The 14,863-nt window shown below is 70.1% G+C and carries 10 protein-coding genes; 3 read left to right on the top strand and 7 right to left on the bottom strand.

Annotated elements, in window-relative coordinates:
• Nucleotide 1: 1 nt before the first annotated feature.
• Nucleotides 2-3,931 carry a BACON domain-containing protein gene (locus ACTU3I_RS13105; protein WP_442926134.1) on the bottom strand — a complete coding sequence of 1,310 codons (3,930 nt, stop codon included), beginning with the start codon at nt 3,929-3,931 and terminating at the stop codon, nt 2-4.
• 373 nt (nt 3,932-4,304) lie between these two features.
• On the opposite strand from ACTU3I_RS13105, the gene ACTU3I_RS13110 reads away from it, so the two are divergent.
• Nucleotides 4,305-5,858, top strand: a complete 1,554-nt coding sequence (locus ACTU3I_RS13110; RefSeq protein ID WP_442926135.1) for a DUF4082 domain-containing protein — start codon at nt 4,305-4,307, stop codon at nt 5,856-5,858.
• Nucleotides 5,859-5,865: 7 nt separating this feature from the next.
• On the opposite strand, the gene ACTU3I_RS13115 is transcribed toward ACTU3I_RS13110, so the two are convergent.
• Entirely contained in the window at nt 5,866-6,924 is a 1,059-nt protein-coding gene (locus ACTU3I_RS13115) for an acyltransferase family protein (protein ID WP_442926136.1), read from the bottom strand.
• A 68-nt stretch (nt 6,925-6,992) separates the two neighbouring features.
• Between ACTU3I_RS13115 and ACTU3I_RS13120 the strand changes: the two genes are divergently transcribed.
• Both ACTU3I_RS13120 and ACTU3I_RS13125 read left to right on the top strand, forming a co-directional pair.
• Entirely contained in the window at nt 6,993-7,892 is a 900-nt protein-coding gene (locus ACTU3I_RS13120; RefSeq protein ID WP_442926137.1) for a glycosyltransferase family 2 protein, read from the top strand.
• Between the two features lie 13 nt (nt 7,893-7,905).
• Complete coding sequence (locus tag ACTU3I_RS13125; RefSeq protein WP_442926138.1) at nt 7,906-9,126, top strand: glycosyltransferase family 4 protein; 1,221 nt, start codon at nt 7,906-7,908, stop codon at nt 9,124-9,126.
• Here the strand turns inward: ACTU3I_RS13125 and ACTU3I_RS13130 are convergent.
• The 5 genes from ACTU3I_RS13130 to ACTU3I_RS13150 form a co-directional block, all read right to left on the bottom strand.
• A complete protein-coding gene (locus tag ACTU3I_RS13130) occupies nt 9,114-10,130 on the bottom strand; it encodes a glycosyltransferase family A protein (protein WP_442926139.1) in 1,017 nt (338 codons plus the stop codon). The two genes, ACTU3I_RS13125 and ACTU3I_RS13130, sit on opposite strands and share 13 nt — an antisense overlap.
• Before the next feature lie 44 nt (nt 10,131-10,174).
• Nucleotides 10,175-11,233 (bottom strand): glycosyltransferase family 2 protein, encoded by a 1,059-nt coding sequence (locus ACTU3I_RS13135; RefSeq protein WP_442926140.1) that lies wholly within the window; start codon nt 11,231-11,233, stop codon nt 10,175-10,177.
• Complete coding sequence (locus ACTU3I_RS13140) at nt 11,226-12,779, bottom strand: oligosaccharide flippase family protein (RefSeq protein WP_442926141.1); 1,554 nt, start codon at nt 12,777-12,779, stop codon at nt 11,226-11,228. The genes ACTU3I_RS13135 and ACTU3I_RS13140 overlap by 8 nt, the downstream gene beginning before the upstream one ends.
• Nucleotides 12,779-13,963 carry a hypothetical protein gene (locus ACTU3I_RS13145; protein ID WP_442926142.1) on the bottom strand — a complete coding sequence of 395 codons (1,185 nt, stop codon included), beginning with the start codon at nt 13,961-13,963 and terminating at the stop codon, nt 12,779-12,781. Before ACTU3I_RS13145 ends, ACTU3I_RS13140 begins: the two co-directional genes overlap by 1 nt.
• Before the next feature lie 151 nt (nt 13,964-14,114).
• Nucleotides 14,115-14,771 carry a hypothetical protein gene (locus ACTU3I_RS13150; protein WP_442926143.1) on the bottom strand — a complete coding sequence of 219 codons (657 nt, stop codon included), beginning with the start codon at nt 14,769-14,771 and terminating at the stop codon, nt 14,115-14,117.
• Nucleotides 14,772-14,863: the final 92 nt, after the last annotated feature.

A 14,863-nucleotide genomic window follows, 5' to 3' on the forward strand; every position in this document is an offset into this window, starting at 1 on the left:
GCTAAGAGCCGCTGGTCACCACGGTGAGCTGGTGGAAGGTGGCCTGCGGTGCGCCCGCGGTCGACCCTCCCACGTTGAACCCGATCCTCGCGTTCGCGATCGACCGCGTCGTCGAACCCACCGTGGTCCACGACGCACCACCGTCGGCGGAGAACGACCCCGTGATCACTCCCGACCCCGCATCCCGATCCAACCGGAACAGCACCCGCGTCGCCGTCGTGGCCACCCGCGGCGCCACCACAGGCACCGCCGACGACTCACTCACCAACGCCACGGAGTGTCCACCGGCGAACGAGTTGAACGCCCGCGTCAACTCGACATACTCATCGTCATTGCCGTACAACACGATCCCGGCATGCTGGAAGTCCGCCGTCGGAGCGAACGACACATCCGCCTCCACCCGCGTCCACGACGCCGGCACATCACGCAGCACCGTGTTACGCGTGTCGTTCATCCGCTCCCACAGATCACCCGACCCCGCCGCAACCCGAAGACCCGACGACGAATACGCCACCGCGCTGGACTGCTCCGTGTCCCGCACCGCACCCAACGCCGTCCGGCCCAAGAAGTCCCAGCCCGCGCCCACCAGCCCCGCACGATCGGCATGACCCATCGAATACACACTCGTCCCCGCAGTCGGAGTCGGCGTAGGAGTCGGAGTCGGCGTCGGCGTCGGAGTCGGCGTCGGCGTCGGAGTCGGAGTCGGCGTAGGAGTCGGAGTAGGCGTCGAACCCCCCGAGCCGCTGGTCACCACGGTGAGCTGGTGGAAGGTGGCCTGCGGTGCGCCCGCGGTCGACCCTCCCACGTTGAACCCGATCCTCGCGTTCGCGATCGACCGCGTCGTCGAACCCACCGTGGTCCACGACGCACCACCGTCGGCGGAGAACGACCCCGTGATCACTCCCGACCCCGCATCCCGATCCAACCGGAACAGCACCCGCGTCGCCGTCGTGGCCACCCGCGGCGCCACCACAGGCACCGCCGACGACTCACTCACCAACGCCACGGAGTGTCCACCGGCGAACGAGTTGAACGCCCGCGTCAACTCGACATACTCATCGTCATTGCCGTACAACACGATCCCGGCATGCTGGAAGTCCGCCGTCGGAGCGAACGACACATCCGCCTCCACCCGCGTCCACGACGCCGGCACATCACGCAGCACCGTGTTACGCGTGTCGTTCATCCGCTCCCACAGATCACCCGACCCCGCCGCAACCCGAAGACCCGACGACGAATACGCCACCGCGCTGGACTGCTCCGTGTCCCGCACCGCACCCAACGCCGTCCGGCCCAAGAAGTCCCAGCCCGCGCCCACCAGCCCCGCACGATCGGCATGACCCATCGAATACACACTCGTCCCCGCAGTCGGAGTCGGCGTAGGAGTCGGAGTCGGCGTAGGAGTCGGAGTCGGCGTAGGAGTCGGCGTCGGCGTCGGCGTCGGCGTCGGACCGCCCGAATCAGACACCACCGTGACCTGGTGGAAGGTGGCGAACGGCGAGCCCGAGGTGGACGAGCCGACGATCAGCGCTAGGCGCGGCGAGGCGATGCTGCGGGAGACCGAACCCACCGAGTGCCACGTCGACCCGGCGTCCGCGGAGTAGGAGGCGCCGATGGTTCCCCCCGCCGCGCTCCGCTCCAGGCGCAGCACCACACTCGCGGCGGCCTGCGGCACGGTCCGCGAGCCGTCCGGAGATCCGGAACGCTCATCGACCATCGATATCAGCTGTCCGCCGCCGTACCCGTTGTAGCCGCGCGTCAGGGCGACATAGTCGTCGTCACTGCCGTAGACGACGAATCCGGCCTGCTGATAGTCGGCGAAAGGCGCGAAGTTCAGCTCGAGGTCGACGCGCGTCCAGTCCTCCGGCAGGTCTCGCAGCAGAGTGTTGGTCGTGTTGTTCATCCCGGCCCACAGATCGCCGGCGTCGGCGGCTATGCGAAGGCCGCTCGAGGCATACACGAGGCCGGATGCGGCGCCCTCGGTGTCGCGGACGGCACCCGACGCCGTCCGGGCGTGGAAGTCCCAGCCGTCCGCGGTGAGCGCGGCCCGGTCCGCATAGTTCAGGCGCAGACGTTCCGTCCCCGGCGGGAGCACGGTGAGCGACACCTTCAGCACCCGATCGGCGGCGCCCGGCGCGCTGAACACGATGTCGCCCGAGTGCGATCCCGCCGGCAGGTCAGCTGCATCCGCCCGCACATCGACGGTGGCGGTGCCCGACCCCGACGCGGGCGTCACGTCCAGCCACTCGGCTGCCCCCGCCGCGACCTCCGCAGACCAGACGAGGGGTGCACCGGAAGCGCCGCTCACCGTCACCGCCGTCTGGGCGGAATCCCCGGCGGTCGCGGTCAGCTCGACCGAGGAACGCGACAGCACGATCGCCGGCACGGGGGTGGTGGAGGTGGCGACCTCGACGGTGCGAGGGCTCGTTCCGACCGGTGTGTTCACGAGCACGAACCGCTCGCCGTTCTCCTCGCGCACTTCGAAAGGCGCATCCTCGCCGGAGACCGAGACGGAACTCACGTAGGAGGCTGCGGGAAGGGCGACGCGGACGGTGATCGTGTCACCGGCGCCCACCGTCGCCTCGAAGTCGCGCACGGGCGAGGTCGGCAGCGCCAGTCGGCGGACGGTGAAGGATGTGCCGTTCGCTCCGGTGGAGAGGTTCTCCACGACGGTGCGATCGCGCTGGAGCATGTAGGTGACGACGTCACCCACCGGTGCGACCCAGAGATCCTTGGTGGTCGCGTAGTGGATGGCGCCATCGTCGTTGGTGAGACCGTGGAGGACGAGGTTGGCCCATCCGCCCTGGGACTGCGCGCTGTCCGCGATCTGCTTGAGATCGGCGGGCGGCAGCGGCTCGTGTTCATGCGAGTTGAACGACTTCAGGTTCTGGTAGTCGAAGGGCGTCGCGCTCTCGAGCTGATTGTGGTTGTACCCGCGCGCGGCGAGGAAGTAGTTCTGGGAGATGAGTCCGTACTTGGCCGAGCGGACGCCGCACGGCCACGCCAGGGTGGTGAGCTCGTCGATCGAACCGGTGGCCTCGACGATCCCCGCGATGTTCCCCTCGATGAGACCGCGCAACGCACTGTCGGTCTGCGGATCGCAGAAGTGGTACTGCAGGTGGGCGCCGATCTCCTGACCGGCGTCCGCCATCGCGGCGAAGCCCTGAGGAGCCGACCCTCCGTTCATGTAGAACGTCCCCGCGACGCCGTCGCTGCTCAGCTCGGCATATCCGGAGGTGTAGCTGTCGTCGGTCGAAGAGCTGAACGCACCCCGGTGACCGTCGCGCCACCGGGTCAGGCTCACGGTGGACGACGGGTTGATGACCACCGTCACCGGCACGGCGCCGGGCGACCCCGAGCCGGCCGTCGGAGACGAGACCGACACCGAGCCCTGGTGGACACCGATCGGCAGGGACGCGCAGTCCGCCGAGAGTGCGGGCTGGTCGGGAGTCGTGCCGCTGGACCGGTCCAGCGACAGCCAGGAGCGCGAGGTGCTCGCCGTCCACGTCATGTCGGCCGACCCCCAGGAGGCCACGCTCACGGCCTGGGGGGTCGAGCAGGGCTGACCCTGCACCGAGGAGAAGACGATCTCGGCGGGACCCACCGCGAGGATCGCGTTCGGGTCGGGCGCCGCGGCCGCCGCCGGCGCCTCGGTCGTCGGCGCCGCATCCGTGGTCGGTGCGGTGGTCTGGGCCTGCTCTCCGGTCTGCTCTTCCGGGGCGGGCTGCACGTCCGACGGCGTCGGTGTCGGCGTCGGCGACGCGGGCGTCTCCACGGGCGCGTCGGGCAGCAGGGTGGGCGTATCGATCGGCGGCGCCTCGAGCGGAGCGGCAGGTGTGGGCTCCGGGTCCGCAGCGAGTGCCGCGGAGCTCGATGTCAGCACGAGGCCGACCGCGATCATCCCCGCGAACCAGGCTTGTGGCGTGCGCACGCCCAGTTTTCGCGTGCGCTCCGTCGACCGTCGCATGTCTTCCCCGTCCCCCAGCGGGGCGACGGCATCGCGCAGCGAACTGCACGGCAGAACCGAAACCCCAAGTCAACGCGCTTCGTGCCGCCGGTTCCCCCACCGACCTTTGCACGAGCGCACACCCCAGAAGTGCAGTCACATGGTATCGGAGCGCGTGCTCCACGTCCATTCACAACAGTCCACCGAGACCGAGTTGCAACGCAATGTGCCCGCTTCGTTGCCGTCAGGCCGGGAAGCGCCTATTCTCGAACGCGGATGCATTGTCCGTCAAGAGCGCTGAGACGGATTGTGCCGGGGAGAGGCACCACACACACATCCGATCACAAGGGGTCCCCCGATGGCGCGTTTCACGCCACTCCGAAGCAGAAGCCTCCGCGCAACCGTTCCCGCCGCCCTCGCGGCTCTCATCGTCTCGCTGGGCATCGTGTCATCCACGGTCGCGGCCGGCGCTCCTCCAACGACCGTGTGGGGCGAGGGCACCCCGCAGGGCGTGTACCACGAGCACGACAGGCGCTCGGTCGAGATCGGTAGTCGCTTCACCGCCGAGAAGGACGCCGCCGCGACGGCCCTCCGCTACTACAAGGCCACGGCCGAGCTCGGCGAGGTCCGGGGGACGCTGTGGTCATCCTCCGGCGAGAGGCTCGCCACAGTGAGGTTCGAGGCCACCGACGGCACGGGCTGGCAGACCGCCGCGCTCAGCACGCCCGTGCGCCTGGAGGCGGGCGCGACCTACGTCGCGTCCTATCGGTCTCCCCAGGGCGCCGGTTTCGCCGTGACGCGCAACCATCAGTCGAATTCGCCCAACCCCGACGTCTCCGTCAGCGAGCGCAGCTCCGGGGTCTACACCTACGGGCCTCCCGGATCGATGCCCCGATGGAACTGGCGTGCCAGCCAGTACTGGGTGGATGTCGAGTTCGGTCCGTCCGAAGCGGCGCCGGCTCCGACTCCGACCCCGTCGGACACCGCCTCGCCCGAGCCGACGCCGACCGTTCCCGCGACGCCCGTGCCGACGCCGGAGCCGTCGTCCCCTGCTCCCGTTCCGGAGCAGCCGCAGCCCCCGCAGCCCGCACCGCCGGCGAGCGAGGAGCCGCCGGGCACCGAGGGCTTCCCCACGAAGGCCACCACGGGGGTCCCTGCCGGCTGGCAGCCCACGCGTGAGATCACCGGCGACTACACGGTCACGCAGGACAACGCCGTGCTCGAGGACGTCCGGATCACCGGTGGCGTGCTCTACGTCCGCGCGGCGAATGTGACGCTGCGCCGGGTAGAGCTCGTGAGCGCGCGCATCGTCAACGAGTACGCCGGCGTCTGCTACGGCGGCCTCAACATCGAGGACACCACGATCCTGCGCGGCAACCAGGACGTCTGGCAGCCCGTCATCCAATCCGGCGGGTACACGGCTACGCGCGTGCAGATCGACGGCGCCTCGGAAGGTTTCCGTGTCGCCGGCAAGGACGTCGGATGCGGCCCGGTGGTGATCCAGGAGTCCTGGGTGAACATCGACCCCGCGCAGGGATGCGACGCGCCCGGCGTGGACTGGCACGGCGACGGTCTGCAGGGGTACTGGGGCGTCGAGGTCACGGTGCGGGACTCCGTCATCATGATCGGCCGGACCGAACACTGCCAGGCCACGGCGGCGTTCTTCTACCCGAACCAGAACAACACCAGGGCCACGATCGACAACGTGCTGATGTCCGGGGGCGGCTACGTCTTCCGATTGGAGACGCCGGGCTCCGTCAGCGGACTGAAGATCGTGGACGATTCGTGGGAGTACGGTCCGCTCGACGTGACCAGCTGCGGTCAGGTGACATGGGGCGAGGGCAACGAGCTCGTGCGCATCGCCTCCGACGGCACACTGACGGCCGTGAGCCCGCTTCGCTGCCGACCCTGAGGATCGCTCACTCCGCTGGTGGCGTCACCCGCCGACGCCACCAGCGGAGTCGCTTCAACTTCATGGCCGGACGCTCCACGAGGAACCAGCTCGCGGCAGCGAACGGAACAGTCGCGGCGATCGCGATGACGACGAAGACGGCGACCGGCAACCCCGAGCCGATGAGGACCATCGCCAGCAGCTGTTGGACCGGGAAGGCGTAGACGTACATCCCGTACGAGATGTCGTTCACGGCGCCGACCCGGGGAAACGGCAGCACGACCCCGAGCCACATCATCAGATACGCGACGGGCAATCCGGCGAGGACCCGGAAGGTGGAGGTCGCGGCCGTTGCGACGATGAGCACGGCTGCGACGGCTGCGATCCAGCCGCGGAGCGGAATCCGGTCGCCGTAGATGAAGAGCGCGGCGCCTGCGGCGAAATAACCCCCGAGCGTCGCGGCGTTGAGAAGGGCCAGCGACGGCGTCCCGAGGGCGACGATCCCCAGCGCCGCGAGCGGTAGGGCGATCACGGCCACGATGATCGCCCTACCGAGCAGTCGTCGCGGGATGATGCTGGCCGCGAGGCCCAGGACGAGGTAGCAGAGGAACTCGTACCAGAGCGTCCACAGCGAGCCGTTCCACACCCCGGGGTACGGGACATCCTCGAGCGTGCCGGGGATGCCCATCTGCGTCACCCGGAGCGCGGCATCGCGCCAGACGTAGGAGAACGCCGAGGGCAGGTCCCACTCGCCCTGCCCTAGAACGAATACCGAGAAGGGAGCGAAGACGAACGCGACGACGATCAGCACGACGAGAAAGGCCGGGTAGATGCGGAGCACGCGGCGCCACAGATAGTCGCCCAGGCTCCGCGCGCGATCACGGCTCATGGTGATCAGATACCCCGAGATGCCGAAGAACCCGGCCACCGCCCACTCGCCCAGACTGAGGTCCCCGACACCCGGATCCGGTCCGTAGCCTCCGATGGGCCAGGAGTGGGAGACGATCACGAGGGTCGCCAGCACGAGCCTCAGCGCGTTCAGGCTGTTGCGCCTCGGATCGAATGCCTCGGATAGGGTGCGCGACACGCGCTCAGCGTAGTGGACCGCGGCGGCATCGAATGTCGGAGGTCGTCGCCGACACTACAATCCCGAGAGTGACCACTCCCGTGACGGCCGTCGTCGTGACCTACAACAGCGCCGCGGACATCACCGCACTCCTGGACAGCCTCCCGGCCGCCTTCGAGGGCTGCCCGCACGAGGTCGTCGTCGTGGACAACGGCTCCCGCGACGGAACCGCCGACCTCGTCGCCGCGCGCGGGGGCGTGACGCTCGTCCGCTCGGTCAACAACGGTTTCGCCGGAGGCGTGAACACCGGCGTGCGGGCGGGTGCGTCGGACGGCCCGATCTTCATCCTCAATCCCGATGCGACAGTTGCGCCCGGCGCCGTCGCTGCCATGCTCGAGGTGCTGGCGCAGCCGGGCGTCGGCATCGTCGCGCCGCTGATGCGCGAGGCGGACGGATCGCTCTCGCCCTCCATCCGGCGCGCACCGACGCTCCTGCGTGCGGGCGGACTGAGCTTCACCCGACTGCCCGCCTTCGCCGAGCGGGTCGAAGACCCCTCCCAGTACGAGAGCCAGCGCGACGTCGACTGGGCTGTGGGAGCGGCACTCCTGGTCTCTCGCGAGTGCTACGACGGCGTCGGGGGTCTGGACGAGAGCTACTTCCTGTACTCCGAGGAGACGGAGTTCTGCCTCCGCGCGCGCGATCTGGGATGGCGCACCGTCTTCACGCCGACGGCTGAGGTAACCCACATCGGCGGAGGCTCCGGCGAGTCCCCCACCACGCACGCCATGAAGATGGTCAACCGCGTGCGCCTCTACGCGCGTCGCCATGGCCGGATCGCCACGTCGATGTACTACGCCGTCGCTGTGCTGACGGAGGTCCGGCGCGGCATTCTCGGCCACACCGCCTCCTGGACCGCCCTGCGGGCGCTGGTGCGGCCCCGTTCGAGAGCCGTCGCCCTCGGCGCCGGCGGATCACTCATCCCGCGCTGAGAGCAGGATCACCGTGAAGCTCCTGCTGATCGCACCGCACGCCGACCGGGAGGCGACCGGCGAGTCGGCGCTCGCCTTCGAATGGGTCGCGCGGATGGCGCGGCGGCACGACGCCACCGTGCTCACCTACCGTCAGCGCAGCGGGCGGCGACTGTCCGAGCAGCTCCCGGATGTGCGGATCGTGGAGTGGCAGGATCCGCCGCTCATCGGCCGCAACGAGCGGTTCTCTGCGATGCTCAACCCCGGATATCCGCTGTTTCGTGCACGCGCTCGCCGCTGGATCAGGCGCGCACTGGCACGCGGAGAGCGCTTCGACGTCGCGCATCAGGTGACCCCCGTGTCCCTGCGTTATGCATCGCCGCTGAGCGGTCTCGGGGTGCCCTACGTGCTGGGGCCGCTCGGCGGAAGCCTCACGTCGCCCGAGGGCTTCGCCGCGGAGGAGGGCGGCGCCCCGTGGTTCACGGCGCTCCGCCGCCTCGACGGCATCCGCCTGCGCCGGAGCCGGGGGCTGCGGTCCTCGTTCGCCGACGCGGCGTGCGTCGTGGGCATCGCCCCCTACGTGGCCGAGCTCCTGAGCGACGTGCCGGTACGCGAACTGCGCATCATGAGCGACGTCGGCATCGACGAGTTGCCGGCGCCCGCGCGTCCCAGCCGGCGAACGACCGGCGTGCGATTCCTCTTCGTCGGGCGCGTCATCCGCACCAAGGGAGTGCGCGACGCGATCCGCGCACTCGCGCTCCTTCCCCCGGGCACGGCGGCGCTCGACATCGTCGGGGACGGCTACGACCGCGAGGGATGCCAGCAGCTCGTCGCCGAGCTCGGGCTCGGCGGTGCCGTCCGATTCCACGGTCACGTCGCGCACGACGAGGTGGCCGACTTCTACCGCGACGCCGACGTCTTCCTGTTCCCCAGCTATCGCGAGGCGGGCGGGATCGTCGTCCTGGAGGCGATGTCGTACGGTCTCCCGCTCATCGTGAGCGCGCGCGGCGGACCCGCAGCGGCGGTGGATTCTGCCAGCGGCATCCGGGTCGAGGCCCGCGACCCTGCCCAGTACGCGCGGGATCTCGCGGCGGCGATGGCCGAACTGGCCTCCTCCCCCGCGCGTCGACGCGCGATGGGCAGGTCGGCGCGGGCTCGCGTCGCCGAGGAGTTCTTGTGGGACCGCCGGGTGGCGACCATGGACGGCATCTACGCCGACGCCCGGGCACGGTTGTCGTCGGGTCAGCCGAGGTAGCGGGCGCGACGCCACCGCGACCACCGCGCGCGGTGCGCGACGGCGCGCCGGGCGCGTCGGACGGCGGCGCTCGCCGACGCTGCCGGACGGCCGGCGAGCCGGTCGTCGATGTCGCGCCAGAGCGGTGTGCCGACGACACCGGGATCGATCCCCACGGCCACCGCGCGCGCCTGGGCGACCACCTCCGGATCCTCTTCGCCGTGCTCGAGCCGGAGCAACGCCCCGGTCAGCGCCTCACGGGTGAGGTTGCGCTGCACGACCGGCCGCAGCCGGTCGGCGCGCGCCCGGTCGCTCCAGCCGGCGAGGAACTGCTCGTAGGCGCGCCAGCGCTCGGCGATGTCCTGGTAGATGCCGAACGCCGACGAATAGCTCGTGGGCTGCCGCCGGTAATACGCCTGGTCCACGCCGTTGATGTGGCCGACGTCGGAGATGGCGGCGATGCGCAGCCACATCTCGACGTCGAGTGTGTGCTTCAGGTCCGCGTCGTACAGGCCCGCCTCGTGCTGCACGCGGGTGCGGACGACGGCCTCCGGCGACGAGATGTTGCTCCACGACCGGCGCAGCTGCATCTCCGCCCAGTCGCCGCCGCGCCACGTCGTCCAACTCGGGAAGGGGTACGCGCGGCGGGGTACCGGCTGGTCCACGAACTTCTGAGCATGGCCGTACACGAGACCGACGGAGGGGTGACGCTCCATGAGCGCGGCGGCGCGCGTGAGCGCGCCGGGTGCGACGAGATCGTCGGCGGAGATGAGCAGCATGTAGTCGGAATCGACCTGGGCGATCCCCCGGTTGAACGTGCCCACCATGCCCAGGTTCGGCTGGTTGTGCAGGACCTTCACCCGGTGGTCCGCCTCGGCGAGCCCGTCCGCCACCGCGCCGGAGCCGTCAGGGGACGCGTCGTCCACGACGGTCACCCGCACGTCCAGTCCGGGCTGGCTGAGGATGCTGTGCACACACGCGGGGAGGAACGCGCCGTAGTTGTAGCAGGGTACGACCACCTCCATGCGAGGGAGTCGATCAGGGCCGATCGGGCGGGGCGGCGAAAGCTTCACCCGTTCTTTCCTTCCATGGGAGTCAGGACACGGTCGCACAGGCGACCGTAGGCGACGGCCAGCTCGTCCGGTGACGTCGCCAGTAGCTCCGTCACGACCGAGAGCGCTGCACGCCCGCCTCTGTAGACCTGACGGTCGTAGACGTCGCCGCGACGCAGCGAGTACAACCAGACCTTGTACCCCAGGTAGCGGCGGACCGCGCGCAGCGCCGCGGAGTCGTCCGGCATCACCTTCCGAGACGTGTAGGCGTAGTTGAGGATATGGAAGAACCCGTACTCGAACCCACCCGCGCGCTTTCCCGGGTGGACGTTGTGGAACACCCGGGCATCCTCCGCCACCGCGATCAGGAGGCCGTCGCGCAGCACCCGCAGAGCCATGTCCTTGTCCTCGTGGGTGCCGTACCCCACGCGCGACCCCAGGACCGGGTCGAACCGCAGCCGGCGCAGGACCTCGCTGCGGAAGGTCATCCGGTACCCGCCGAGCGTCCCCACGTAGCGGTGGGTCAGTCCCGCGGCGCGCGCAGCGACGGACAACTCGGCCACGCGTGCTCGGCCGTACAGCTCGAACGGCTGGGGGACGACGGCCGCCTCGACCGCGTTGCGCAGGCGCATGACGGCGGGCCGGTCGGTCAGGCGCGTGCGGCGCAACGGCGCTTCGGTGTCGTCGTCGCCGGGGGGCGAGTACGCGTCGACGGCTGTCACGGCGCCGTACCGCTCGCCGGGATCGGCTTCGTAGACCTCCAGGACGCGAGCGGCGGTGTCGGGGTACCACATCGAATCGTCGTCCGGGAGCATGGTCACCGCCGCGCCGACGCGATCGATCCCCTGATTGCGCTGGGCGGGGAGATTCGCGGCCTCGCCGAAGTGCACCTCGATGGGCACGTCCCCCTTGGACTCCACGATGCCGCACATCGCCCGCACCGCCTCGTGGTCGTCGCTGCGGTCGACGACGATGATCCGCCGTGGCGGGCGGGACTGCGCGGCGAACAACGGAAGCGTCGACCACAGCATCTCCAGCCGGTTGCGTGTCGCGACGACGACGTCGTAGTCAAGCATCGACGTTCCTTTCCTCAGGGGGCGCCGTCCGGATCGAACGCGGCAGAGCCCAGCGCAGGGGCGCCGCGAGACGGCGGGGCAGCATGGTGACCGTGTCGACGAACACGCGCACGCGCAGGAATCGGGTGACGGTCAGATACGAGACCAGCACGACGATGCCGCTGGCGGCGAGCGCCAGGATCTCTGGAGCACCGGAGAGGAGCTGCAGCAGGCCGAACCCGCAGGCGGCGGCGATCGCCGCCGGGATCACCGCGCCCAGCTGCGTACCTGCGATCGCGAACGGCGAGGCCTTGATGACCGGCGACAGGACGAACCAGCGGGCGACCGCCTCCGCGAAGGCGATGACGACCCACGCGATCAGAAGGGCCAGGAGTCCGTACCCCGCCGCGACGCCGAAGGACACCAGCGCGATGACGGAGCTGACCGTGACCAGGACGAACCAGCGGAGCGGACGTCCGATGCCGAGGTACAGGCCCTGGTCGATCGCCCAGGAGACGTTGAGCAGAACCACCGCCACGATGGCGGGGACCAGGTCGGCGCTGTGCTGTTTGTCGGTGCCGAAGAGGAAGGGCACCATCACCGGCGCCGCGACGCCGACGAAGACCATCAGCGGAGTCACCGCGGCGTAGCTGATCGCCGACGCGCGCAGATACGCGGAGCGCAGCCGCTCGGGCGTCAGCTTGAGACGGGCGAACGCCGCGGTCGCCACCGGCAGCAGCGCGGAGACCGACAGTTCCTGCGCCGTGAGCACGAGACGCTGGGCGATGATGATGAACCCCATCTCCCGCACCCCCAGCGCGGAGATGATGATCACCGTCTCCACCCATGCCCGGCTCATTCCCACCAGTCCGCTGCCGACGACGGGAAGGCCGAACCGGGCCATGCTGCGCAGCTCGCTCCATGCGAAGCCGCCGCCCGGCCGCCAGCGCGTGACCGCCCAGACGATGACGCCGTAGACCAGCTGCGAGGCAAGGACCTGCAGGACCAGCGCCCACGCTCCTGCGCCGGCGAACGCCGCAGCGATCGCGACGACCTGCGCACCGAGTGCGGAGGCCACCTCGACGATCGCGAGCGTGCGGAACTGCATCCGCCGCCGCAGCAGCGAGATCGGCACCGACGTGATCGCCACGATCACGATCGAGGTGGCCATGACCTGAACCAGCGGCGACACCCCGGGTTCTCCCAGCATGAGCGCCAGCAGGGGCGCCGCCAGCGCGATCGCTCCCGCCAGCAGCAGCCCGCACGTCACCGAGAACCAGAATGCGGTGTTCGTCGTCCGCCGGGTGAGGTCCGTGGCCTGGACGATGTAGGTCGAGAAGCCCATGTCGGCGATGACGTAGAGCACGGGGATGAGCGTGGTCGCCGCGCTCGCCAGACCGAAGTCCTCCGGCGCGAGGAGGCGGGTCAGGATCATGAGGGTGACCAGGGCGCCGATGCGGGTCGCCCACCGCTGCAGAGTCATCCACAGGATGCTGCTCGAGGTCCGCTCCGAGAGGGTCGCCTCCGGCGGTGCACCGTCCGCGGGGGCGTCCTCGCGCATCGCCATCACTCGTACTCGCTGGTCAGCAGGCCGACCGGGTCTGCTGCCATCAGCGCGGCCGCCGAGGCGATGGCATCCGGATCGAAGACGTCGGAGCGATACGTCGCGAACGCGTGTACGACGCCGTGAAGGATCAGGACGGTCCAGCTGATCTCGGATGGCGCGGGCCTGTCCGCGACGCTGAGCACGCTCACAGGCGCATCGCCCTGCCACGGCAGCGCCTGGTAGTCGCGGACGACGCCGAGGTGGCTCACCGCCACCGCCGCTGCGGTGCTCACCTCCGCCTCCCCCGTCGGGAGTCCGCCGCGCGGCGGGCGCATCGATCGGAGCGCCGTGGTGAACAGCGGTCGCCCGCTCTCGAGCGCGCGGTTCACCTCTTGAGCGAATCGGCCCAGCTCGAACGCGGGGCCGCCCGTGGTCACCCGGAGGCCCGTGATGAAGTTGCCGTTCGTGGTCGTTCCGGGTGGCAGGTACCGGCGCAGGTTCACCACGATCGTGCCGACCGGCTGGGGCTCGATCCCGACGCGCTTGAGGGCGGCCGTGGCCAGCAGCAGAATGGCGCCGGCGCCTCCGACGCCGTGCTTCGCTCCCCAGCGGCTCACGTCCCGGGACGCCTCGCGCCGCAGCAGGCACCACTCGTGTCGCAAGACCCGGGGAAGATCCTCGAGACGAATGGTCGTCGTTCCCTCGTCCGGCTGGGCCGCGCTGCCCGCGTCGTGAACGAGCGCCCGCCGGGCTCGCACGTCCCTGGCGAGCGCACGCCACCGTGAGGGCCGCAGGCCGAACGTGTGCCGCAGCGCCGCGGCGAGAGGCTTGTCCGTCTCGGCCGGAGGGGTGGGGACCGCGCCCCCGCGGGCGACATCGATCAGTACGCGCGGAAAGGCGGTGCTCACCGTGGCGTCGACGAGCGAGTGGTCGTACATCACCGCGAGTCGGTCGCCGGCGACGGCAGCCTGGACGGGCAGTCCGGGGATGAGCGAGCCGCGCAGCCAGGCGAGGGGATCCGAGCCGGCCGGCGCCTGCCGTACCAGGTCGTCGCGGCGGGCGCGGATCGTCTCCGGCGCGTAGACCCAGACATCCTCGTCGGCGAGCAGGCCCACCCGCGCGGCCGGGCCACTCGTGGCGATCCGCACGAACGCGTCGCGCAGTGCCTCCAACGACGGCAGATCCAGCCTGTCGAAGAGCTGCATGATGTGATTGTCGACCAGCGTTCGATCGATCGAACTTCGCCGGATGCGCTTTCCCCCGTCAGCCGTCGACGCGCGCGACGACGGCTGAGCCCCAACTCTTGCCCCCATGCGAGAACTGTAGCGGCACAACCTGAAGGCGAGAATGCGCTGGTCAGCGCGCAGCGCGCTTCGCGGCTTTCGGCCGCCGCGCATGCAGCTCGATGCTGCCGACCGCGAGCATCGTGAGCGCGGCGCCGAGGGCGAGGGTCATGGCCTGGGCACGGCGCCGTTCCCCGCTCATCTCCACCACGAGCGGCTGGCTCGGTACGACCTCGGTGGTGATGAGATTGCTCTCGGGCACATTCAGGTCGGTCTGCAGCCGATCGAGCTCGGCATCGATGCGGGTGAAGAGCCGCTCCTGCTCCCGGCGCACGGCCGCGATCGTCGGAGCGGCGACTTGCACATCGAGCTCCTGCCGGTTGTACGAGACCGACCACTGCCCGCCGTTGTCGGGCAGCTGCACGGAGGATCCCTCGCGGATGCCTCGACCGACGAGGGTGACCTGGGAATCTGCCGTACGCGTCATCGTGTCGGTGCCGTTCACTCGTTTTCCCACGACGCCGGCCGCGGTGACGAGATCCAGCGAGGCGACGCGGAGCACGTTCGGGTTCAACGTGCTCGAGGGTGCGAGGAAGTACACCTGTGCGCGGGAGAAGTACACGGGCTCCTGTACCTGGATGAAGGCGAGGACCCCGGCGGTGGCGAGAACGCCCGCCACGACGACGTACCACCGTCGCCGGAAGGCCACGAAGACGTCCCAGACCGTCATGCGCCCTCCCCTCATCCTGCGCAGGCACCATCATGACACGGCCGGGAATTCCCCCAGGTCGGCTCGTGTAGACTCGCCGCGCCAGTGCGGGG

The sequence above is a fragment of the Microbacterium sp. RD1 genome (genome assembly GCF_052220165.1).
Classification (GTDB): Bacteria; Actinomycetota; Actinomycetes; order Actinomycetales; family Microbacteriaceae; genus Microbacterium.

Excerpts from the sequence above, each read along its gene's own strand:
- ACTU3I_RS13110 (WP_442926135.1), top strand. The coding sequence starts at position 4,305 with ATGGCGCGTTTCACGCCACTCCGAAGCAGAAGCCTCCGCGCAACCGTT.
- ACTU3I_RS13130 (WP_442926139.1), bottom strand. The coding sequence starts at position 10,130 with ATGGAGGTGGTCGTACCCTGCTACAACTACGGCGCGTTCCTCCCCGCG.
- ACTU3I_RS13135 (WP_442926140.1), bottom strand. The coding sequence starts at position 11,233 with ATGCTTGACTACGACGTCGTCGTCGCGACACGCAACCGGCTGGAGATG.
- ACTU3I_RS13140 (WP_442926141.1), bottom strand. The coding sequence starts at position 12,779 with ATGGCGATGCGCGAGGACGCCCCCGCGGACGGTGCACCGCCGGAGGCG.
- ACTU3I_RS13145 (WP_442926142.1), bottom strand. The coding sequence starts at position 13,963 with ATGCAGCTCTTCGACAGGCTGGATCTGCCGTCGTTGGAGGCACTGCGC.
- ACTU3I_RS13150 (WP_442926143.1), bottom strand. The coding sequence starts at position 14,771 with ATGACGGTCTGGGACGTCTTCGTGGCCTTCCGGCGACGGTGGTACGTC.